Origin of the sequence: Mannheimia kashgarensis, assembly GCF_041807705.1 — a bacterium.
Lineage (GTDB): Bacteria > Pseudomonadota > Gammaproteobacteria > Enterobacterales > Pasteurellaceae > Mannheimia.
Genome location: NZ_JBGTYY010000024.1, coordinates 12,503 through 33,895, shown reverse-complemented (window position 1 = coordinate 33,895; position 21,393 = coordinate 12,503). Strand labels below are relative to the sequence as shown.

General features: G+C 38.7%; 21 protein-coding genes. 8 read left to right on the top strand and 13 right to left on the bottom strand.

Annotated elements, in window-relative coordinates; all coding sequences use genetic code 11:
* Positions 1 to 246 precede the first annotated feature (246 nt).
* Complete coding sequence (gene map / locus ACERCF_RS09630; RefSeq protein WP_373625452.1) at positions 247 to 1,062, bottom strand: type I methionyl aminopeptidase; 816 nt, start codon at positions 1,060 to 1,062, stop codon at positions 247 to 249.
* Between the two features lie 81 nt (positions 1,063 to 1,143).
* Positions 1,144 to 1,809: a 7-cyano-7-deazaguanine/7-aminomethyl-7-deazaguanine transporter gene (locus ACERCF_RS09625; RefSeq protein WP_373625451.1), complete on the bottom strand. Its 666-nt coding sequence runs from the start codon at positions 1,807 to 1,809 to the stop codon at positions 1,144 to 1,146.
* Positions 1,810 to 2,013: 204 nt separating this feature from the next.
* Between ACERCF_RS09625 and ACERCF_RS09620 the strand changes: the two genes are divergently transcribed.
* Positions 2,014 to 2,703 (top strand): pirin family protein, encoded by a 690-nt coding sequence (locus tag ACERCF_RS09620; protein WP_373611244.1) that lies wholly within the window; start codon positions 2,014 to 2,016, stop codon positions 2,701 to 2,703.
* Positions 2,704 to 2,772: 69 nt separating this feature from the next.
* Here ACERCF_RS09620 and hemB read toward each other — a convergent pair whose 3' ends face one another.
* The 5 genes from hemB to ubiB form a co-directional block, all read right to left on the bottom strand.
* Positions 2,773 to 3,792, bottom strand: a complete 1,020-nt coding sequence (gene hemB, locus ACERCF_RS09615) for a porphobilinogen synthase (protein WP_373611243.1) — start codon at positions 3,790 to 3,792, stop codon at positions 2,773 to 2,775.
* A 66-nt stretch (positions 3,793 to 3,858) separates the two neighbouring features.
* Positions 3,859 to 4,614 carry a twin-arginine translocase subunit TatC gene (gene tatC, locus ACERCF_RS09610; RefSeq protein WP_373625450.1) on the bottom strand — a complete coding sequence of 252 codons (756 nt, stop codon included), beginning with the start codon at positions 4,612 to 4,614 and terminating at the stop codon, positions 3,859 to 3,861.
* Complete coding sequence (gene tatB, locus ACERCF_RS09605; RefSeq protein ID WP_373611241.1) at positions 4,601 to 5,245, bottom strand: Sec-independent protein translocase protein TatB; 645 nt, start codon at positions 5,243 to 5,245, stop codon at positions 4,601 to 4,603. Before tatB ends, tatC begins: the two co-directional genes overlap by 14 nt.
* Positions 5,246 to 5,248: 3 nt before the next feature.
* On the bottom strand, positions 5,249 to 5,497 hold the full coding sequence (gene tatA / locus ACERCF_RS09600; RefSeq protein WP_373611240.1) for a Sec-independent protein translocase subunit TatA: 249 nt from the start codon (positions 5,495 to 5,497) through the stop codon (positions 5,249 to 5,251).
* A gap of 166 nt (positions 5,498 to 5,663) precedes the next feature.
* Positions 5,664 to 7,301: a ubiquinone biosynthesis regulatory protein kinase UbiB gene (gene ubiB / locus ACERCF_RS09595; protein WP_373625449.1), complete on the bottom strand. Its 1,638-nt coding sequence runs from the start codon at positions 7,299 to 7,301 to the stop codon at positions 5,664 to 5,666.
* 189 nt (positions 7,302 to 7,490) lie between these two features.
* On the opposite strand from ubiB, the gene ACERCF_RS09590 reads away from it, so the two are divergent.
* Both ACERCF_RS09590 and ACERCF_RS09585 read left to right on the top strand, forming a co-directional pair.
* A complete protein-coding gene (locus ACERCF_RS09590; RefSeq protein ID WP_373625448.1) occupies positions 7,491 to 7,679 on the top strand; it encodes a hypothetical protein in 189 nt (62 codons plus the stop codon).
* A gap of 112 nt (positions 7,680 to 7,791) precedes the next feature.
* Complete coding sequence (locus tag ACERCF_RS09585) at positions 7,792 to 8,379, top strand: hypothetical protein (protein ID WP_373625447.1); 588 nt, start codon at positions 7,792 to 7,794, stop codon at positions 8,377 to 8,379.
* A gap of 106 nt (positions 8,380 to 8,485) precedes the next feature.
* On the opposite strand, the gene ACERCF_RS09580 is transcribed toward ACERCF_RS09585, so the two are convergent.
* Both ACERCF_RS09580 and ubiE read right to left on the bottom strand, forming a co-directional pair.
* Positions 8,486 to 9,121, bottom strand: coding sequence for a ubiquinone biosynthesis accessory factor UbiJ (locus ACERCF_RS09580; RefSeq protein ID WP_373625446.1), 636 nt, complete (start codon positions 9,119 to 9,121; stop codon positions 8,486 to 8,488).
* A 2-nt stretch (positions 9,122 to 9,123) separates the two neighbouring features.
* A complete protein-coding gene (ubiE, locus tag ACERCF_RS09575) occupies positions 9,124 to 9,912 on the bottom strand; it encodes a bifunctional demethylmenaquinone methyltransferase/2-methoxy-6-polyprenyl-1,4-benzoquinol methylase UbiE (RefSeq protein ID WP_373625445.1) in 789 nt (262 codons plus the stop codon).
* Between the two features lie 320 nt (positions 9,913 to 10,232).
* On the opposite strand from ubiE, the gene corA reads away from it, so the two are divergent.
* Entirely contained in the window at positions 10,233 to 11,186 is a 954-nt protein-coding gene (gene corA / locus ACERCF_RS09570; protein WP_373625444.1) for a magnesium/cobalt transporter CorA, read from the top strand.
* Positions 11,187 to 11,281: 95 nt separating this feature from the next.
* Complete coding sequence (locus ACERCF_RS09565) at positions 11,282 to 13,057, top strand: DUF4153 domain-containing protein (RefSeq protein WP_373625443.1); 1,776 nt, start codon at positions 11,282 to 11,284, stop codon at positions 13,055 to 13,057.
* Positions 13,058 to 13,100: 43 nt separating this feature from the next.
* Here ACERCF_RS09565 and ACERCF_RS09560 read toward each other — a convergent pair whose 3' ends face one another.
* Together ACERCF_RS09560 and ACERCF_RS09555 are read right to left on the bottom strand one after the other, a co-directional pair.
* Positions 13,101 to 14,105 (bottom strand): ornithine carbamoyltransferase, encoded by a 1,005-nt coding sequence (locus ACERCF_RS09560; protein WP_373625442.1) that lies wholly within the window; start codon positions 14,103 to 14,105, stop codon positions 13,101 to 13,103.
* 84 nt (positions 14,106 to 14,189) lie between these two features.
* Entirely contained in the window at positions 14,190 to 15,029 is an 840-nt protein-coding gene (locus ACERCF_RS09555; protein WP_373625441.1) for a PhzF family phenazine biosynthesis protein, read from the bottom strand.
* 244 nt (positions 15,030 to 15,273) lie between these two features.
* Here ACERCF_RS09555 and ACERCF_RS09550 point away from each other — a divergent pair, with 244 nt between their 5' ends.
* Positions 15,274 to 16,608 carry an anaerobic C4-dicarboxylate transporter gene (locus ACERCF_RS09550; protein ID WP_373611230.1) on the top strand — a complete coding sequence of 445 codons (1,335 nt, stop codon included), beginning with the start codon at positions 15,274 to 15,276 and terminating at the stop codon, positions 16,606 to 16,608.
* Between the two features lie 181 nt (positions 16,609 to 16,789).
* Here ACERCF_RS09550 and thiQ read toward each other — a convergent pair whose 3' ends face one another.
* Positions 16,790 to 17,431 (bottom strand): thiamine ABC transporter ATP-binding protein, encoded by a 642-nt coding sequence (thiQ, locus tag ACERCF_RS09545; RefSeq protein ID WP_373625440.1) that lies wholly within the window; start codon positions 17,429 to 17,431, stop codon positions 16,790 to 16,792.
* Positions 17,428 to 19,002: a thiamine/thiamine pyrophosphate ABC transporter permease ThiP gene (gene thiP / locus ACERCF_RS09540; protein ID WP_373625439.1), complete on the bottom strand. Its 1,575-nt coding sequence runs from the start codon at positions 19,000 to 19,002 to the stop codon at positions 17,428 to 17,430. Before thiP ends, thiQ begins: the two co-directional genes overlap by 4 nt.
* A 256-nt stretch (positions 19,003 to 19,258) precedes the next feature.
* On the opposite strand from thiP, the gene ACERCF_RS09535 reads away from it, so the two are divergent.
* Positions 19,259 to 19,516 carry an HPr family phosphocarrier protein gene (locus ACERCF_RS09535; RefSeq protein WP_373625438.1) on the top strand — a complete coding sequence of 86 codons (258 nt, stop codon included), beginning with the start codon at positions 19,259 to 19,261 and terminating at the stop codon, positions 19,514 to 19,516.
* Between the two features lie 112 nt (positions 19,517 to 19,628).
* Positions 19,629 to 21,350, top strand: a complete 1,722-nt coding sequence (ptsI, locus tag ACERCF_RS09530; RefSeq protein WP_373611226.1) for a phosphoenolpyruvate-protein phosphotransferase PtsI — start codon at positions 19,629 to 19,631, stop codon at positions 21,348 to 21,350.
* Positions 21,351 to 21,393 lie beyond the last annotated feature (43 nt).

Below are 21,393 nucleotides of genomic sequence, written 5' to 3'. Positions count from 1 at the left end.
TGGCAACCTTACTTGATGGAAAACGGATTTGGGTGGAAAAGAATTTAAGCTCAAATTAATCTGACAGACACGGTAATTTTAAACGGGGGACTGTCAGATTAGGTTTGATCTTCTACAAATTAAGCAAACCAGTCTTGTGTTTAATGAGAGGGTTGTTAGAATAAAATATGAGAGTTTCCTTTTTGTTTAGATTGATTTTTGACACTCATATTCTAAACGGGAAACTCTCATTTTTATAATGATTTGTCAGATCAAGTCTGGTCTTCTACACATTACACGGCTGATTCTTCCTTCCGCAATTTCTTCATCACGAATTGTCAGCACTTCACAACCGTCTTTCGTTACTACAATTTGGTGTTCGTATTGAGCAGAATGGCTGCGGTCTTTGGTTTTTACTGTCCAGCCATCGCCCATTAAACGGATTTCTTTTTTACCCGAATTTACCATTGGTTCAATGGTAAATACCATTCCCTCTTTTAATACCACACCGCCGTCATCTGCTGCATAGTGAACCACTTGTGGTTCGCAGTGGAACTCTGTACCAATGCCGTGTCCGCAATATTCACGCACCACAGAGAAGCCTTCTTTTTCAACATATTTTTGAATTGCCGTGCCGATTTCTTTTAAGCGAATACCTGCTTTTACCGTGCGAATACCGATATAAAGCGACTCTTGAGTAACTTCCATTAAGCGTTTATCACGCACACTCGGCTCGCCTACTACATACATCATTGAATTGTCGCCATAGTAACCATCTTTAATGACGGTTACATCAATGTTTAGAATATCGCCTTTTTTCAATTTTTTCTCATCGCTTGGAATACCGTGACAAACCACTTCATTTAGCGAGATACATACCGATTTTGGAAAGCCGTGATAACCAAGACTGGCAGAGGTTGCCCCATTTTCCAAAATATAATTGTGGCAAATTTTATCTAATTCGCCTGTCGTTACTCCTTCTTTTACATAAGGCTTGATCATTACCAGCACATCGGAAGCTAATTTGCAGGCTTCTCGTAATTTTTGAATTTCTTCGTCATTTCTTAATGGAATATTGCTCATTGTTTTGTTCTCTAAATATAAAAAAATTATGGGGATTATACCTTTTTTCGGCATAATCCCCAAACCCTCACTGCATAATTTCTATTTCAAATCGAATTTCTTCATAATGAAATTAAGCACCACACCATAAAGGGGAAGAAAGAGTAATAAACTCACAAAGAGTTTAAAGGTATAGTCTACCGAGCCGATAGTAAACCAATGCTCCGCCATATATTCATCGCTACTTTTATAGAACGCCACAGCAAAGAACACAAAAGTATCAATTAATGTGCCGAAAATAGTCGAACACATTGGCGCAAGCCACCAGCTTTTACCTTGACGTAGGCGGTTAAACACAAAAATATCCAAAAACTGCCCTACTACATAGCCGCTAAAACTGGCTAATGCAATTCGGAAAACAAAAAGATTAAATTCAGATAAAGCAGTAAAACCTTGAAATTCTGTTTCAAAGAATAGCACTGAAATGATGTAACTAATAAGCAATGCAGGCAACATCACCAGAAAAATAATTTTACGAGCAAGCTCTGCCCCAAACACTCGCACAGTTAAATCTGTGGCTAAGAAAATAAACGGGAAAGTAAAAGTTCCCCAAGTGGTTGGGATCACCCAATCGATAAATGGCACATTTATTTCAAAGGTAATCTGCACCAAATAGTTACTGATGGTAATAATAAAAATGTGGAAAAGGGAAAGTAAAATCAGCGAGCGAAATTTGCTTTCGTCTGAAAAGTAAGTATTAAAGTTCATATTGTATCCTTTTTAGTTGAACAAAAAACTTGAGGTAAGGGAACTCAAGGGGGCGTAATCATAATGATTTTTTGCGAAAATGCAAGCGGTTTTATTTTTTAGATTATTTACCAATAGAAAATAATTAATCTATAAAACAGCTATTTATCTATTCTAATAATAAAGTAAACTACTCATAATAAAACACAAAACAAGGAATCAATTATGTTACAACTTAGAAAAGCAAACGAACGTGGCAATGGATCTTTTGACTGGCTTGAAAGCTATCACACTTTTTCATTCGCTAATTATTACGATCCAAAGCATATCCATTTTTCCCATTTACGCGTAATCAACGAAGACTTTATCGCCCCAAATTATGGTTTTGGCAAACACCCACACGATAATATGGAAATTCTAACTTATGTGCTAAGCGGACGTGTAGCTCACGAAGATAGTATGGGTAATAAAACCGAAGTAAAAGCAGGCGAATTTCAGATTATGTCGGCAGGTACAGGTATTTTCCACTCTGAGGTAAACCCATCTTCAGATGAAACCTTACACCTTTACCAAATTTGGATCATTCCAAATCAAAAAGATGTAACACCACGCTACAGCCAAGATAAATTTGCACCGAAAGAAGGAGCAACGTTAATTCTTTCGCCAAATGCAGAAGATGGCTCATTCAAAATTTATCAAGATATGAAATTGTGGCGTTACCAATACCCAACAGCAAAAACAGAACAAGTTGCGTTTGATAGCAGCCGCAGCTATTGGCTACAAGTAATAAAGGGGAACTTAACTGTAAACGGTGTTGAGCTAAACACCAGCGATGCTTTAGGTATTCGCCAAGAAGAGTTATTAGAAATCAATGCTCAAGATGACGTAGAATTTTTGCTGTTTGACTTAGTATAGGTGTAGATAAGATACAAGCGGTTAAATTTGTAAATTTTTTTGCAAATTTAACCGCTTGCTGTTCATTAATTATTTTGCTTGTGCATCTTCGTATAGCCATTTCGCTACACGTTTTGCGAAATAGGTTAAAATCCCGTCTGCCCCAGCTCGTTTAAAGCAGAGTAAGCCTTCCATAATACACTTACGTTCTTTCAACCAACCGTTTTGAATGGCTGCCATATGCATCGCATATTCGCCAGACACTTGGTATGCAAAGGTTGGTACGCCAAAGTTTTCTTTCACACGCCATACCATATCCAAATACGGCATACCCGGTTTTACCATTACCATATCTGCTCCTTCTTGAATATCCATTGCCACTTCGTGTAATCCCTCATTGCCATTGGCTGGATCAAGTTGATAAGTGTATTTATTGCCACCTTTTAAGTTACCTGCAGAACCAACCGCATCACGGAATGGACCGTAGTAGTTCGAGGCATATTTTGCGGAATACGCCATAATTTGTGTATTCACAAAGCCATTGGCCTCTAAGGCTTCACGAATTTCGCCGATGCGCCCATCCATCATATCGCTTGGGGCGACAATATCTGCACCTGCTTCTGCGTGAGATAACGCCTGTTTTACCAGTACTTCGGTGGTAATGTCGTTTAGTACATAACCTGTTTCATCAATAATGCCATCTTGCCCGTGCGTAGTGAATGGATCTAAAGCAACATCAGTAATTACCCCTAGCTCCGGGAACTGTGCTTTTAATGCACGCACCGCACGCTGAGCCAAGCCTTCAGAGTTATAGGCTTCTTCCGCCATTAAGGATTTTTTTGCATCGCCTACTACAGGAAAAAGTGCTACCGCAGGCACGCCATATTTCACGAGTTCTTCCGCTTCGATTAAAAGTTGATCAATCGTTAAACGCTCTACACCCGGCATTGAAGGCACTTGCACTCGCTGATTTTCGCCTTCAATCACAAACACAGGATAGATTAAATCATTTGCGGTTAATTGGTTTTCTGCCACTAAACGGCGGCTAAAATCGTGTCTACGTAAACGACGCATACGGCGTAAAGGATATTGAGATTGAATTACTTGCATTTGAAATTCCTTATTTCTTAAAAAGAATAAAGGCACAGCAGGTGCTATGCCTTTAAAAATACATTATTACTGTGCAATCTGCTCTGATGGTTCATCGTCATCTTTTGGGCGATAAAATCTGGCACATAACAGCCCCACTTCAAACAACAGACACATTGGGATTGCCAGTAGAGTTTGAGAGAAAATATCAGGTGGCGTTAAGAACATACCAATCACAAAAGCTGCCACGATAATATATGGGCGTTTCGCTTTTAAATCTTCAGGTGTGGTTACACCTGCCCAACATAACAAAATGATTGCTACCGGTACTTCAAAGCAAATTCCGAATGCCATAAAGATGGTTAAAACGAAATCTAAATAGCTGCTGATATCGGTTGCCATTGTTACCCCTTCTGGGGCAGTTGAGGTTAAAAAGCCGAAAACTAATGGGAAGACCACATAATAAGCAAAAGCCACACCGCAGTAGAACAACAAGGTGCTTGAAACCAATAGTGGGTAAACTAAGCGTTTTTCCTGTTTATACAAGGCAGGGGCAACGAAAGCCCAAACTTGGTACAGAATAAACGGCACAGACAAAAACACCGATACCACAATGGTTAATTTAATTGGCGTAAAAAACGGTGTTGCAACGTTAGTTGCAATCATTGTTGCACCTGCCGGTAAATTATCGGTTAGAGGCGTTGCTAATAAGGTATAAATATCATTTGCCCAATAAACCAAGCAACAAAAAACGACTAAAATGCAGATAAAACAGCGTAGTAATCGGTTTCTGAGTTCAATTAAATGCGAAATCAGCGGCTGAGATTCATCAACTTCTGCCATACTCTGCCTCCGTTTTCTTCGCTGCTTCTGTTGTAGTTGGTGTTGCTAAATCATCATCTGGCGGATAGTATGCAGACATATCAACCAGCGATTCTTCCATTTCCGCTAATTCTGCGATTTCATCTGGCGATAATTCGCCTTCTGCTTGAGAAGTAGGTAATTGCTCAGATAAATCATCAACTGCAAGCGGTTGATTTTCTACTGTTTTTTGCAACTCTTGAGCTTCTAGCTCTTGGCTTTCTTGCTCAACTTTTTGTTGGATTTCTGCCACTTGCTCATCGGTCAGCTTTGGTACTGTTGCCGATGCCGCAACATTGTTGTCAAACTCACTTTTTGCGGAATTAATAGAGTCTTGTAACTGAGTTGCTGAATTTTTCAAATCTTCTACGGTTTTACTCAATTCAGGCGAAAGAGAACTCAAATTAAGTTCTTCCGCCTTTTTAATGCTCTCTTTTAATTCCTGCAGTTTAAGTTCTTGAGATAGTTCATTTTGCACGTTTGCGGCTAAACCTCGAATTGTACTCACCCAACCCATTACAGTGCGAATTGCAATCGGCATACGTTTTGGGCCTAGCACCACTAAGCCCACAATCATAATCAGTACTAATTCAGAAAAACCTACATCAAACACGGATTAAACCTGCTCTTTATCTTTTACAATATTTTGCTGCTGTTCTGTTGAAACTCTTTCTTTTACTTCAACCACTTCAACTTTTTCATGGCTATCAAATGCGGCGTCTTTTTTCTCATCAGACATTGCTTTTTTGAAGCCTTTTACTGATTCGCCTAAATCAGAACCTAAGGTACGCAATTTCTTTGTACCGAAAAGTAACACAATGATTGCAACCACAATCAGAAGCTGCCAAATACTAATACCGCCCATAAAAACTCCTTTCATTTAAGTTGGGTGAATAAAATCTTGTTTATTATATGCCAGTTTGACATATAATAAAGGGATTTTGCAAAAAATTTTGAACAAACGCTCGCGTTTGAACATCGGCCTTGCCGATGGCACGAAGTGCGAAGCGAAAGCGAGTAAATATGACCGCTTATTTACGCTGAGTCAAAATTAATAACAATGGAAATAGCGTTAATAATGGCACACTTAGCCAGATTGGCAAAGATTCAAATTTCCAAAATGTGCCAAAGATCACAATTGCGGAGAGTGAAAGCACAATAAAACGACTATTTGCATTGGAATGTTGCATTTTCAAACTTTCATTGATCTCAGCTAAGCGGAAATTAATCTGCTTTTGTTGTTGTAACGCTTTAAATAAGGCTTCGGGAAATTCAGCAAAATGTTCACGATATTGTGGTATTCGCTGTTTAAAATCTTTAATCATCGCTTTCACGCCAACCTGCTCGTTTAACCAATTTTGTAAAAACGGCTTAGCGGTTTGCCATAAATCAAGCTGTGGATAAACCTGTCTGCCCAAGCCTTCAATATAGAGCAATGTTTTTTGCAACAACACTAACTGTGGCTGAACCTCCATATTGAACTCACGAGCAACATTAAACAGATTAAGCAAAACGTGTCCGAATGAAATTTCTGACAATGGCTTAGCAAAAATCGGTTCACAAACCTCCCTGAATGCTTGCTCGAATTTATCGATATCCGTATCAGCAGGTGTCCAGCCCGATTCCACGTGCATTAATGCTACACGGCGATAATCTCGGTTGAAAAAAGCCACAAAACTTTCCGCCAAATAGCGTTTATCATTATGATTAAGCGTGCCGACAATACCACAATCAATGCCGATATATTGCGGATTTTCAGGATGTTCTCGGTTTACAAAAATATTACCCGCGTGCATATCGGCGTGGAAAAAGCTATCACGAAACACTTGGGTAAAAAACACCTGCACACCACGCTCGGCAAGCAATTTCATATTTGTGCCGTTTGCTTCCAATTCAGCAATATTGGACACAGGAATACCGTAAATTCGCTCCATTACGATCAAGTTTTTGTGGCAGAAATCTTGATACATTTCAGGCACATAGAGCATTTCGCTGTTTTCAAAATTCGCCCGTAAACGCACCGCATTGTGCATTTCTTTGCGTAAATCCAGCTCATCTAAAATGGTTTTTTCGTACTCTCGAACCACCTCAACTGCACGCAAACGCTTCCCATCATTTGATAATTTCGGAATAAGCTCAGCGATTTTATACATTAACTCCAAATCCGCCTTGATAACAGGCTCAATACCCGGTCGAATCACTTTCAGCACTACATCTTTACCTGCAAGCGGTTGATTTTGGTTAAATTTTGCCGTGTGAACCTGAGCAATCGAAGCAGAAGCTAGAGCCGTTTCATCAAAGTTTTCAAACCAAGTTTCAAGCTTTCCGCCTAAAGCCTGCTCAATAATTTGACGAGCAATTTTGCCATCAAAAGGCTCAACATTGTCTTGTAAAAGAGCGAGTTGATCCGCGAACTCTGGCGCAAAAAGATCACGGCGGGTGGCAAGCATCTGCCCCAATTTAATCCAAACAGGCCCAAGCTCTTGCAATGCCAAACGCAAACGCACGCCATAAGGCTTTTCACTATGCTGATTTTTAACCCAAAACAACGCCCTACGCCCTAATTTTATTTTGCGAGTTATCGGCAGATTAGGAATAGCTTCATCAATGCCATAGCGGAGGAAGGTTCGGATAATATGGTAAAAGCGGTTAAGATTTTTGATGTTCATTGAAATATTAATCTAATAGAAGTTGGTAAGATTTTAGCAAAAAAGCAGCTAAAGGCGTAGAGTTTATATTTTCATTTTTATAGTGAAAAGGCACACGAAGTGTACACTTCGTGTGCTTTCTCTTGACAGAGAAAGCACTTGTTCTAGTAAACCTTATCTTAAACTATTTTATATTAGGAGATGTCATTTATGGTCTATTTGATTGAATATACTTATACCGAACAACAAGCTGATCGTTCTTTTCATTTTGTAAAGTCTGAAAGTATAGAAAAAGCTATTTTACAAGCTAAAGAATATATTGCTGACTTACTTTATTATCGTTTTAGTAATCACACTGAATTTGAATTAGTTAAAATTGAAGAAGTTAAGGAGGTATAAAGATGTATTGGACGTTTATAACTATTGTTGTACTGATTTGGTTTTTTTGGTCAAATAATAAGAAAAAATAGTGCTATTCATTTAATTAAGCAAGTTCAATAAGAGGAAGATTATGCTTAAAAATATCGTCTTTACATCTCTCTTGCTGCTTCCAATTTATTCTTATGCAAGCGAGTTTACAAATTTCTCAGAACAAGGGATTTCATTGCAAATTCCAACAGAGTGCCGTATTCGTGAGAGTGACGAAGTGGAAGATTTAAGAGAGAACGCGGCTAGATTAATAGGAGAGCCCCATACCAGCATCGTTTTATTATCTATGAAATGTGGGGGTAGTGGTTTAGGAGCAAACTTGCGTTTATCTTATGAAGTGGAGGAAAACCACTATCCTAATTTTAATAGTGAATTGGAAAGCCTATCTTCTCAAGAACGCAGAGAACTGGAAAAGGAAATAGCGGCTGACCTTATTAGACAATCTATGCTATTCTCAGTATCTAATGTCAGTGTGAAAATTTTAAACAGAGAGCCTAAAACGGGGATATTAATTCACTACCATAGAGCAGGAGATTGGTCTGTTTTTATTTATAATTTTCCTGATGAAAGTAATCAAAGAAAAATTATATTGACCCTTTCTCATCATATTCCCGAAAAAGAAAAGTTTGAACCGATTTTTGAAAAAATCATTAATTCACTACAATTTTAGTTCGTCTATTCCAAAATAGTGAACGCACTGCGTTCACTATTAAGAAATTAAGCTCTCTTACACCTTTCCCACTTTTAAATTACGACCGCAGTACGGTCGCAATGTTCTAGCAGCTTTTTATCTCTAAAAGTTTTGAGAATTTTTGCTCTAATTTAACCGCTTGTTGGGCTAACTCTTCAACTTGGTCGTAGAAATTCACTGCTTGCAGGCGATGCACCAACACCGGTCTTTCTTGGATTAAATTCTCAACCAAATGTTGATTATTTTGCTCAAATTGGGCTTTTATTTTGCCTAACACCTTTTTGGCGAGATCAGTGCTAGTTTGAGCTACCACATCACCGACAAAAGGTGAGAGCAACTCCGCTGGGTCTTTTTCTAGCTGTTCGAGTAACGCAGTAAAATGCTGTAAAACTTGAATATCACCGTGTAAAACGAGGGATTTATTGTTAATTAGCTCGGTCAATTTTTGCTTATCGGCTAGTTTTGGGAGCGTTTCAAATGCCAGTTGCACGGCGCAATCAGACTCGCCTTCATAGCTGCCTAACCAATCTGTTTGATTGTCGCTAAACAGGATAAAAAAATCCATTTTCGGCGAAGTTAGCTCTATTTTTAGCACTTTTCCTGCTAATTTGCGTAAATTAGGCTCGATATGTGGTGAACGCTTGAGTAACGCATTAAATGCGGTTTCGATTAACCCAAAAGCAAATTGTGGAAACATTAGTTGTTTAAGTTCGTGTAACATCACTAAAATTTATAACCTCTATGTAACGCCACAATGCCGGCACTTAAGTTGTAGTAGTTCACGCTTTCAAAACCGGCTTGCTCCATCATTGCTTTTAGCTCGTCTTGTTTCGGGTGCATGCGGATCGATTCAGCTAAATAGCGGTAACTTTCGGCATCATTCACCACCACTTCGCCCACTTTCGGTAAAATATTGAAAGAATAGAAATTATAGAGCTGGCTGATTGGATCGATAATCGGTTTTGAGAACTCCAACACAAGCAAACGACCGCCCGGTTTTAGCACTCGGAACATTGAACGTAGGGCTTTGTCTTTGTCGGTAACATTACGCAAGCCAAAGCTGATAACAATACAATCAAAGGTATTATCCGCAAACGGCAAGCATTCCGCATTCGCTTGCACATAGCTTACATTGCCAACCACCCCTAAATTGCGTAATTTTTCACGCCCAACTTCAAGCATTGAGCTGTTGATATCCGCTAAAATCACTTCGCCTGTTTCGCCAACAATACGAGAAAATTTTGCGGTAAAATCGCCCGTACCGCCTGCTAAATCCAACACTTTTTGCCCTTTGCGAACACCGCTGCAATCAATGGTAAAACGTTTCCATACACGATGAATACCAAATGAAAGCAAATCGTTCATTAAGTCATATTTACCTGCTACCGAGTGAAACACATTCGCCACAAGTTGCTGTTTTTCTTCTTTGGCAACGGTTTTAAAACCAAAGTGGGTGGTTTCTGCGGTTTGTTCTAATTTTTCAATTTGTTCGGGTTGCTGAACGTTATTCATAGCCAATTCTCTTTGATAAAAATTTAGGTGTAACCATAGCAAAAAAGCGGTCGTTTTTCCTTAATAATTTGCAAATTTCCGTAAAAAAATGACCGCTTGCATTACTAAGTAAACCTCTGCTTGCTTGACTAAAAAGCCTAAATTCTGTAACATTCGCACACTATTTTTTCTTGAGGATTACACATTTTGGACAACCATAGTCGATACTTAACTCTTTAACCTATCTTGTCTAACCTCAATGTTACCGACAAGGTCGGTAATGCTCGCCTAGTATCTTTGTTCCTTTTTGTTCCAAGCCTCCTAACCATTCGGAGCTTAATATGATTCGTGCTTTTGGACTGGATAACGCACGCTTAGTCAGCGTGGACGAAACAAACCCTACACTATTAAATGATGCTATTTGGATTGACTTGGTCGATCCAACCGAAGCCGAACGTAGTGTTCTAGAGACCCGTTTAGATCAAACCCTTGCCGAAGAACGTGAATTAGAAGACTTAGAGGCTTCTGCCCGCTTTTTTGAAGATGAAGACGGCTTACACTTACACTCTTTCTTCTACTGTTTAGATGACGATGATTATGCAGACATTGCAACCGTTGCCTTTACCATTCGTGATGGGCGTTTGTTTACCTTGCGTGATCGGGATTTGCCTGCATTTCGTTTATACCGAATGCGTTCACGCCGTGAGAAATTAATTGATAGCAACGCCTATGAATTATTGCTGGATTTATTTGAAACCAAAATCGAGCAGCTTGCTGATGTGATTGAAGAAGTTTATGCGGATTTAGAAAAATTAAGCCGCGTGGTGTTAGATGGAAAACACGAGCAAGATCGCTTTAATGATGCTCTTTCTCGCTTAACAGAATATGAAGATGCCAGTTCAAAAGTGCGCTTATGTTTGATGGATACGCAGCGTGCGTTAAGTTTCCTCCTGCGTAAAACTCGTTTACCAAATAATCAGCTTGAACAAGCACGGGATATTATGCGAGATATTGAATCACTCCAACCGCATAATGAATCTCTGTTTCAGAAAGTGAATTTTTTAATGCAAGCAGCAATGGGTTATATCAATATTGAGCAGAACCGTATTATGAAATTCTTCTCAGTGGTGTCTGTGATGTTCCTACCTGCCACGTTAGTTGCCTCTACTTACGGGATGAACTTTGAATTTATGCCCGAATTACAGTTTAAATATGGCTATCCTATGGCAATTGGCTTGATGATTGTAGCAGCGGCAACACCTTATATTTACTTTAAGCGTAAAGGCTGGTTATAGATTTTTAATAAAGGTAATCTAGCCTAATAAGCTAAGCCAGCTTTATTTTGAAAAGATTTGAGATACTATGATAATTTTACTTGCAGGAGACACTGATGTTCATCAAACTACAACGTTTTAAATCAATGGTTAGGCATACTATTATTCAACACCCGCTAGAAATTCTATCTGTTACTTATGTTGCCTTTTTCTTAATTAACAACCCAAGTTATAATGAGTTCATTGCACTTTTCCCTCTCTGCTTTGTGTTATTGTATCTTATGCGTAACAGCAAAGTATATTGGCTACTTGCACCCATTCCGATTGCAGTCGCTTTCTTCCATCATAAAATCAATATAAATTTACTGGGCGATTCCCGTTATTGGGCGGTCACTCTCTGTGCATTTATTTGCTTAATCAGCCAATATTGGCATAAAGATAATCGCAAATTTATTGATGAAATGTCGAACAAATTAATCAATATAATCTTTGCTGGGACGCTAGCAATGATTATTTGGGGAATATTGAGCTGCATTACCATTGCAATTATCGCTTTATTCAATATTGAAGTGTATAGCAGCCCTATCTTTGAACGGTTTGGTATTTTTGCTGGATTTTGGGCATTCCCTGTACTGTTTCTAACACTTGAACAGCAAAATGCAACCACAGATAGATATTTAAATAACATTGGTGAAATGTTGCTGAACTGGATTTTATCACCGGCGTTAATTATCTATACCACCATTATTTATGCCTATGTGGTTTATATTATCATCAGGGGTGAAATGCCAAACGGCGTGGTGGCAAACGTAGCCTTCCCTTATTTAACCATTGGCTTATTAATACAAGCGGTTCAATTATTGCTAAAAAATGCAAAATGGCAATGGTTCTACCGCTACTATGTTTATTTCGCCTTATTGCCACTCGCTTTGGTGTGGTATGCCATCTACATTCGCCTAAGCAATTACGGCTTAACTGAAGCCCGTATTTATTTAGTGATTGGGGCGATAACCCTAACTATCTGCTATGGCTTATTACTCACGAAACGTTTTGCCCAATACCGCTTATTCTCTGCGGTTTCGATTGTGGTTATTTTAATTTCAGTCTTTGTTTTAGACCCACAAAAAATAGCGATTGAAGACCAAACCCAGCGTTTAGATAACTATTTGAGTGAACATAATTTGCTTGATGAGAATAATAAAATCAGCAAAGAAGCCGTATTTAAACATAAACAATCACTAGGCGATAACCGTGCTGAAATTGAACGATTTAATTCAATGCTAAGCTATGTTGCAAGAGAACTTCGTTTTGAACAATTTAAAGAAAAATATGGTATTGAATCCGCTTATGAATTGATTAGCGAGAAAGATTATAATAGCCCACGCATCTTTGAAACGACTAATCGCAATCCTATTCGTTTAACCAAAGCCGATATGGAAAACGCGAAAGAGTTTATTGTTTTGGAGAAACGGTTTTATCGCCCAAGCCATATTTATACTCGAAGCACCGAAGATGATAGAACTCAATGCCAAACATTAATCTATCAAGGTTATGATTTCACCAATAATGAATTTAATGCTGATAATTATACCGAAATTACCCAAGCCTGTGATGAAATAGAAGCACCGAAGGAGTTCATCATCGCCTTTAAAGGTATTGAGCCGGAAATTCAATTTAATATAGACGATGAAGTACGAAAAATTTTCGCTAAGCATAATTTAGACATTACCCAAACACATCAAGATGACGTATTGGAAAACATAAAATCAGATCTGCTTAACATTGATTTAGGTAATGCAGTGCTATCGCTCAATGATATTCAACTCCTCTTTGAAGATGATGTGGGCTATGTGGTAGATAGATTTGCAATGAAATATTTGATGTTGAAATAACAAAAAAGCGGATTATTTTTTAATAATCCGTTTTTAATTTCAATTAGGCAAGACTTGCAACCATTACTGCTTTAATGGTGTGCATTCGATTTTCAGATTGTTCAAAGGCAATATTAGCCGGAGATTCAAATACCTCATCAGTTACTTCAATGCCATTTGAAAGAGCAGGGTATTTTTCGGCAATTGATGCACCCACGGTCGTTTCGGTATTGTGGAATGCCGGCAAGCAGTGCATAAATTTTACATCAGGATTGCCGGTTGCTTTCATTAATTCAGGGGTTACTCGGTAAGGCATTAGCATATCAATACGCTCTCCCCAGCTTTCTAATGGCTCACCCATTGAAACCCACACATCGGTATGAATAAAATCAACGCCTTTAACTGCGGTTTCAATATTATCGGTTAAGGTAATTCTTGCCCCGGATTCCTCCGCAAATTTTTTGCACATTTCCACTAAAGACTCTTCAGGCAATAAAGATTTGGGTGCACAGATACGCACATCCATACCTAATTTTGCCCCAATGAGTAAATGTGAATTTCCCATATTATTGCGGGCATCGCCAATATATACATAACTGATTTGCTCTAGTGGTTTTTCGCAGTGTTCAGTCATCGTTAATACATCGGCAAGCATTTGGGTTGGGTGAAATTCATCTGTTAAGCCGTTAAAAACCGGCACACCGGCATAATCTGCCAATTCTTGTACCACAGACTGCTTGTAACCACGGTATTGAATTGCATCATACATTCTACCTAACACACGAGCCGTATCTTTCATCGATTCTTTGTGTCTGATTTGCGAAGAAGTGGAATCAATATAAGTAACGTGAGCCCCTTGATCGTAAGCAGCCACTTCAAAAGCACAACGGGTGCGGGTTGAAGATTTTTCAAAAACAAGAATAATGTTCTTGCCTTTTAGCTTTTGCTCCTCCGTACCCGCATATTTCGCACGCTTTAAATCACGGGCTAAATCTACGAGGAAAAGAATTTCCTGCTTAGTATGGTTTACTAAACTCAGTAGATGTCTGTTTTTTAGGTTAGGTGTCATTTTGTTTCTCCCTGTAAACATTAAAACAATTAATTATGCATAATTATTGTATAAAAATACAAAACATCAAGCAAAGTTTAAATTTTACGGTAAATAAAATTCCCCTTTGCCTACTAAAATTGTATTCCCACCAACAAAGATCGTATTTTGCTCATCAACGGTTAAGGATAGGCGATTCGGTCTGTTTATCTCATCGCCTTGAGAAATGGATACATTCAATGGCGTTAGCTCTTTTGCAATATGCCAACCACCCAAATTTGCCGCTGCCGATCCTGTTCCCGGATCTTCCACTACCGCACCTTGTGAAGTAAAAAATAGACGGGCTTTTACGTTATTTTCTGTTCTATGCCAAACATAGAAGCTATCTTTAATAAAAGCATTGCCCACAAAAAAATTTGCATTTATTTTGCAATTTTCGACCGCTTGTCGGGAAGATAGCTCAACTAATAGCTGCTCTACGCCCGTATTGACATAGCAAGGTTCAGAGGCGATATCGGCAATTTCAAGTCCTAAAATACCTGCACATTCCGCACAGCTTAGTGGTGCATTTGCTGCTTTTACTCCGTTTTTTAAAGCAAAGCTAATATTATTATTTTGGTGCTGAATTTCCACCAAACCTGCATTGGTTTCAAGAATATATTCATCAGGCAGATTGAGTTGCGAATGTAAAACGAAAGCCGCACCAATCGTTGGGTGTCCGGCAAAGGGCATTTCATAATCAGGCGTAAAAATTTTAAGCTTTTTGACCGCTTGTAAATGGCTGGAAGATTGAACAAAAACCACTTCTGAAAGGTTATACTGACGGGCGATAAGCTGCATTTGGCTGTCATCTAATCCATCTGCTTCATAAAATACCGCAAGCGGATTGCCACCAAAATGGCTTGGTGCAAAAACATTAATTAATGAGTAAGAGTAGCTTTTCATAACGCCTTAGAAATGAATAATTATTCATTTTAGTTAAATTTTTGTTCCGCAAATTCTATCAGAGCAACCGTTTGCCTTCAAGTAAGAGTGTAATTAAGTGCGGAGTAATCCGTTTTTCTAAAAAATAGAACAACTTTTCATCAAACCACCTCTTTAGAGTTAGTTATTTTTGATTTATTTCAAAGTTTAAAAAAATAATTCAAGTATACTTATTTCCAGTGATTATTTTTAAATTGAGGTTCTTATGCTTTATGCAGAATTTTTGCTTTTATTAGCCTTTTTATACGCAGGTAGCCGCTTTGGTGGTATCGGTTTAGGGGTAGTTTCCGGTATCGGCTTATTCGTTGAAGTTTTCTTCTTAGGAATGCCGCTTTCTGCACCGCCAATTAGCGTTATGTTAGTGATTTTAGCCGTTGTAACCTGTGCATCTATTTTAGAAGCGGCTGGCGGTTTGAAATTTATGTTGCAGATTGCAGAACGCATTTTACGCAACAACCCTAAACGCATTACTTTCTTAGGCCCAATTGTTACCTATGTAATGACTTTAATGCTCGGTACAGGGCATTCTGTTTACTCAATTATGCCGATTATCGGCGATATTGCCTTAAAAAATAAAATAAGACCGGAACGTCCGATGGCAGCGGCATCTGTCGCCTCTCAATTAGGAATTACAGGTAGCCCGTTATCTGCAGCGGTTGCTTACTACTTAACAGAAATTACCAAGTTACCGGGCTTTGAAGGCGTTACGCTTTTAAATGTAGTAGGAGTAACTATTACCGCAACCTTCTGTGGTGTGATTGCGATGTCTTTATATAGCTTACGTCGTGGTAAAGAGCTTGAGGACGATCCTGAATATCAACGCCGTATGCAAGCCCCAGAATTGCGTAAACAAATTGAGCAAACCAGTGCAACATCATTAGATGAACAATTACCCGCAAGTGCGAAAAACTCGGTTTACCTATTCTTAGCAGCGATTGCAACTATTGTGATTATCGCAATGATCCCAAGCATTAAGCCAACAGTTGCGGCAACAGGCAAAATAGCAGGTATGGATCAGATTATCCAAATTGTAATGCTGACCTTTGGTGGTTTAATCTTGATTTTAACGAAAACCGACCCGAAAAAAGTGCCGAATGGCGTAGTGTTTAAATCAGGAATGGTGGCAGCAATTGCAATTTTTGGTATTGCGTGGATGAGTGATACCTACTTTACCTACGCAATGCCAGCCTTTAAAGCAGGTGTAATGGAGATGGTTCAAGCTCAACCTTGGACGTTCGCTTTTGCTATGTTTGCAGTGTCTGTGGTGGTAAACAGCCAAGCAGTAACGGCGAAAATGTTATTACCGGTAGGTATTGCAATGGGCTTACCTGCACCATTATTAGTGGGGTTAATGCCGGCAACTTATGCTTACTTCTTTATTCCAAACTATCCGTCTGATATCGCAACCGTGAACTTTGACGTAACAGGAACAACTAAAATCGGTAAATACTACTTTAACCACAGCTTTATGGCTCCGGGTTTAGTGGGTGTAATTACAGCTTGTATTGTCGGTATTACAATCGCGAATGTGTTAATCTAATATTTCACAGTTTTAGAATATAAAATGAGGTATCCTCCTCAGTTTCAACTTATTTTGCATTACGCTTAAATTCCCCAAGGTTGATATACGTAGCATCTACAATATCTTACTCTGAGATTTTATGTTACTTGATATTAAGAGACACAAGGGGTGAAAAATTTTTCGCCCCTACCGATGAGGTTTAAATTTTTTGATCGGAAATAACCTTTCCGTCATCAACCGTAATCACCCGATTAAACAAAAATAAACTTTCCTCTAATTGGTGCGTTACCATTAAAAGTGTGAGATGACGGCTTTGGCAAATATCCAGCACGATGTGTTGTAATTCTTCTCGGCGTTTTGGGTCGAGGGCGGAGAAAGGTTCGTCTAGCAATAGAATTGGCTTATCACGCAACAGTGTGCGAGCAAGGGCAACACGCTGTTTTTGTCCGCCTGAAAGTTGATCCGCTTGGCGGTGTAAAGATTCTTCAATCCCCATTTGAGTGGCAATTTGTTTGACTTGTGATTTTTGTTCTGCATTCAGTGAGAGGCTTGGCACAAGGGCTAAGCCAATATTTTGTTCTACCGTTAAATGCGGAAAAATATTGTTATCTTGGAACAGCATCGAAACAGGGCGTTGTGCCACGTCAGTGTGAGTATGTTGTTCTTGATTTAACAATAATTCGCCTTTTTCGGCTTTCTCAAATCCTGCAATTAAGTTGAGTAATGTGCTTTTGCCTGCTCCACTTTCGCCAACAACCGCAATGCGTTCGCCTTTATTGGCAGAAAGTTTGAAGTGCATTTTCATCTGTTCATAAGTAAAGTGAAGATCAAGTTCGATCATATTTTGTCCTTTATACATAAAAATGGTAGCAAGGAGAAAAGCATTAATATCAATGCGGTAACAGCAGCATCTTCAGTTCTATAGCTCCCAAGTTGTTGATAGAGCAAATAAGGCAGCGAGCTGAAATCCCGATTGCCAAAAAAGGCAATCACGGTAAAACTGCCTAAACTGGAGGGCATCGCTAATGCAAAAGCGGTTGCAAGCGGTTGAATTAGCTGCGTTTTTTCCACAATCCACCAGCGTTGAAAGCCTGTTAGCCCTAAGCCACGAGCCAGTTTGTCGTGGCTGGTTAGGCTGTTCCACATTGCTGAAAAGAGCATTGGGTAGATAAAAGGCAGTAAGGTTAAGCCATTACATACACCAACTAAAATTAACAGTTCCGTTGTGGAGAGATTTTGGTTCATCAATAAAATAAATAACCCAACTGACAATAAAAAGATAGGTAGCAATAACGGATAAATCGCCACGCTGCCTAAAATACTGTGAGCGATTTTGGCCTTTTTATAGAGCAGTTGGCGGGCTTCTAACGCAATTAGATAACTAATGCCAATCACGACAAAAGAGGCAATCAGGCTTAAAACCAAAGAGAACTGTGCTGCTTTCCATAATGCTGGGTTGAGCAATCGCTCACTGAATTTTGATACGCCAACTCCAGCCCAAACTACGCTTACAAGCGGTAGAATTATTGCAAAACTTTGCAAAAAAATGACCGCTTGTAATAGCCATTTTGCCGAGCCTGTTGGCTTTGGTTTCCATATTTCTACTCGGTTGGGGTGTTGTTTTAATTCTTTCAATGCGGTGGTAGAAATTCGGCTCATCACAAATTGTAAGCCAATGCCCACAACAAATTGTACGGCAATTAAGATAATCGCTTTTGCAAAATCAAATTCAAAAGTAACCGCTTGATAAATAGCAACTTCCAGCGTGCTATATTTCGGGCTGCCGCCGAGCATTAATACTATCGGAAAGCTAGTAAAACAGACGAGAAACACCGTCATAAAAATATAAGGAAACAGGGTTTTGATAACGGGCATTTCTACAATATTGATGAAATTCCAACCTTTTAAATTTAATTGAGCGGCAAGTTGAAAACGGCTGCTTGGAATAAGGTTTAATCCGCTGATGTAATACTTCATCACAAAAGGAATATTAAATAAGCAGTGAGCAATAATAATGCCGTGTAAGCCGTATAAATTAAATTGCCACTCCAAGCCTAAAGAGCGAAAAAATTGTGCCAGCCAGCCTGAATTGCCGAATACGCCAATCACGGCAAAAATAATCACAAGTGACGGTAATGCCCAAACAAAAGAGATGGTTTTATAAAGTAATTGCTTGCCTTTAAAGTCTAAGTAGAAAAAAGATCTCGCCAAAAGACCACCTAAAATAAGTGAAATTACGGCAGAAAGTGTGGACTGAAGCGAGCTATAAGCGAGAATTTTCAACACATCAACACTAGCAATTAAGGTACTGTTTTGTTGATATCCGACCAGTGCCCATAAACTAAAACCATAAAGAGCAATAATGCCAAAGTAGATAAACCACGCTGTTGTTTTGGTTAATTTGCTAAGCATATTGCTCCAATGTTGAAAATTAAGGGAAAGTTCAGTGGAAATTATTGTAACATTTCCATTTGGCAGTGTGCTAAAATCTTGATATTTGGCAAATGATTTTTAGATCAGCTCAGAAAATTAGCAATTTTTTAGCCTAAAGCAACAAGTTTTTCATTTTTTTAGCGTGTGTTTAATTTGAATTTGTAGTAAAGTTGTGAGCTAAATCGATTTAATTAAAACACATTTTTTTAACTTTCAAATTTAAGAGGAATACATTATGTACTCAAAAGATGTTGTTATCACAGCCCCGAATGGTTTACACACCCGTCCGGCAGCTGAATTTGTTAAAGTGGCTAAAGGCTTTGCCTCTGATATTACTGTTGAGTCTGGCGGTAAAAGTGCAAGTGCAAAGAGTTTATTTAAATTACAAACGTTGGGTTTAACTCAAGGTACTACAATCACGATTTCTGCTGAAGGCGAAGATGAGCAAAAAGCAGTTGATTTCTTAGTTGATTTAATTCCTACTTTAGAATAATTTTTCTACTCTCGGATTAAGATTTATACCACTTTATTGTAGCGAAATGCTGCGATAAAGTGTTTTGCTATGCAACACCAGACGATTTATCGTCTTAGATAAGGACACGATTATGATTACAGGTATCGCAGCTTCCCCCGGTGCAGTATTTGGAAAAGCATTGGTTTTAAAAGAAGAGCCAATTGTATTAAATACTCGCAAAATTGATGAAAGCGAAGTTGAGTCTGAAAAAGCGAAATTCTTTGAAGGACGTGAAAAAGCAGCTGCACAATTAACCGCGATTAAAGAGAAAGCTCGCCGAACGTTGGGCGAAGAAAAAGAAGCGATTTTTGAAGGTCATTTAATGATCTTAGAAGATGAAGAGCTTGAAGAAGAAATTCTAAGTTACCTGAGTGATAATCTTGTTACAGCTGATGTTGCAGCAAGTAAAGTCATTGAAATGCAAGCGGCAATGCTTGCGGAAATTGATGATGAATATTTAAAAGAACGTGCAGGCGATATTCGTGATATCGGTAATCGTTTAGTGCGTAATATTTTAAATATGAATATTGTGGATTTAGGTGATATTCAAGACGAAGTTATTTTAGTCGCTTACGACTTAACCCCATCTGAAACCGCGCAACTAAATTTAGATAAAGTATTAGGCTTTATTACGGATATTGGTGGTCGTACATCTCACACTTCAATTATGGCTCGTTCATTAGAGCTTCCTGCTATTGTAGGGACGAATAATGTAACTTCTTTAGTAAAAACTGGCGATTTCTTGATTTTAGATGCAATTAACAACGAAGTGCATTTAAATCCATCAGAAGAAAAAATTGCAGAATTTAAAGCATTACAAAATAAATTAAATGCGGAAAAAGAAGAATTAGCGAAATTAAAAGATCTGCCTGCTGAAACCTTAGATGGCCATAAGGTTGATGTAGCAGGTAACATCGGCACAATCCGTGATGTAGATGGCGTATTGCGTAACGGTGGTGAAGCAGTAGGTTTATACCGTACTGAGTTCTTATTTATGGATAGAGCTCAACTGCCGGGTGAAGAAGAGCAATTCCAAGCTTACAAAGAAATTGTAGAAGCGATGGGCGATAAGATGGTGATTCTTCGTACTATGGATATTGGTGGCGATAAAGAATTACCGTACCTTGATTTACCAAAAGAAATGAACCCGTTCTTAGGTTGGCGTGCTGTGCGTATTGGTTTTACCCGTCGTGAAATTTTAGATACTCAATTACGTGCGGTATTGCGTGCCTCTGCCTTTGGTAATTTAGCGGTAATGTTCCCAATGATTATTTCGGTAGAGGAAATCCGATTATTAAAATCAATCGTTGAAGAGTTAAAAGATCAATTACGTAATGAAGGTCATTCATTCGATGAAAATTTAAAACTCGGTATTATGGTGGAAACGCCATCAGCTGCGGTAAATGCTCGCCACCTGGCGAAAGAAGCTGATTTCTTCAGTATTGGTACAAACGATTTAACGCAATATACGCTGGCAGTGGATCGTGGTAATGAAATTATCGCTCACTTATATAATCCATTAAGCCCATCAGTATTAAACTTAATCAAACAAGTAATCGATGCTTCACACGCAGAAGGTAAATGGACAGGTATGTGTGGTGAATTAGCAGGTGATGTACGTGCAACGGCATTATTGCTTGGTATGGGCTTAGATGAGTTTAGTATGAGCGGTATTTCTGTGCCGCACGTTAAGAAACTCATTCGTTCAATTAATTTTGCCGATGCAAAAGCACTCGCTGATGAAGCCCTTGCTCAGCCAACGGCTGCGGATATTGAACGTTTAGTTGAAGCCTTTTACCAAAAATTAAACTAATTTAAATTATTTAGCATACAAATACAAAATTCTCGTATAAAAT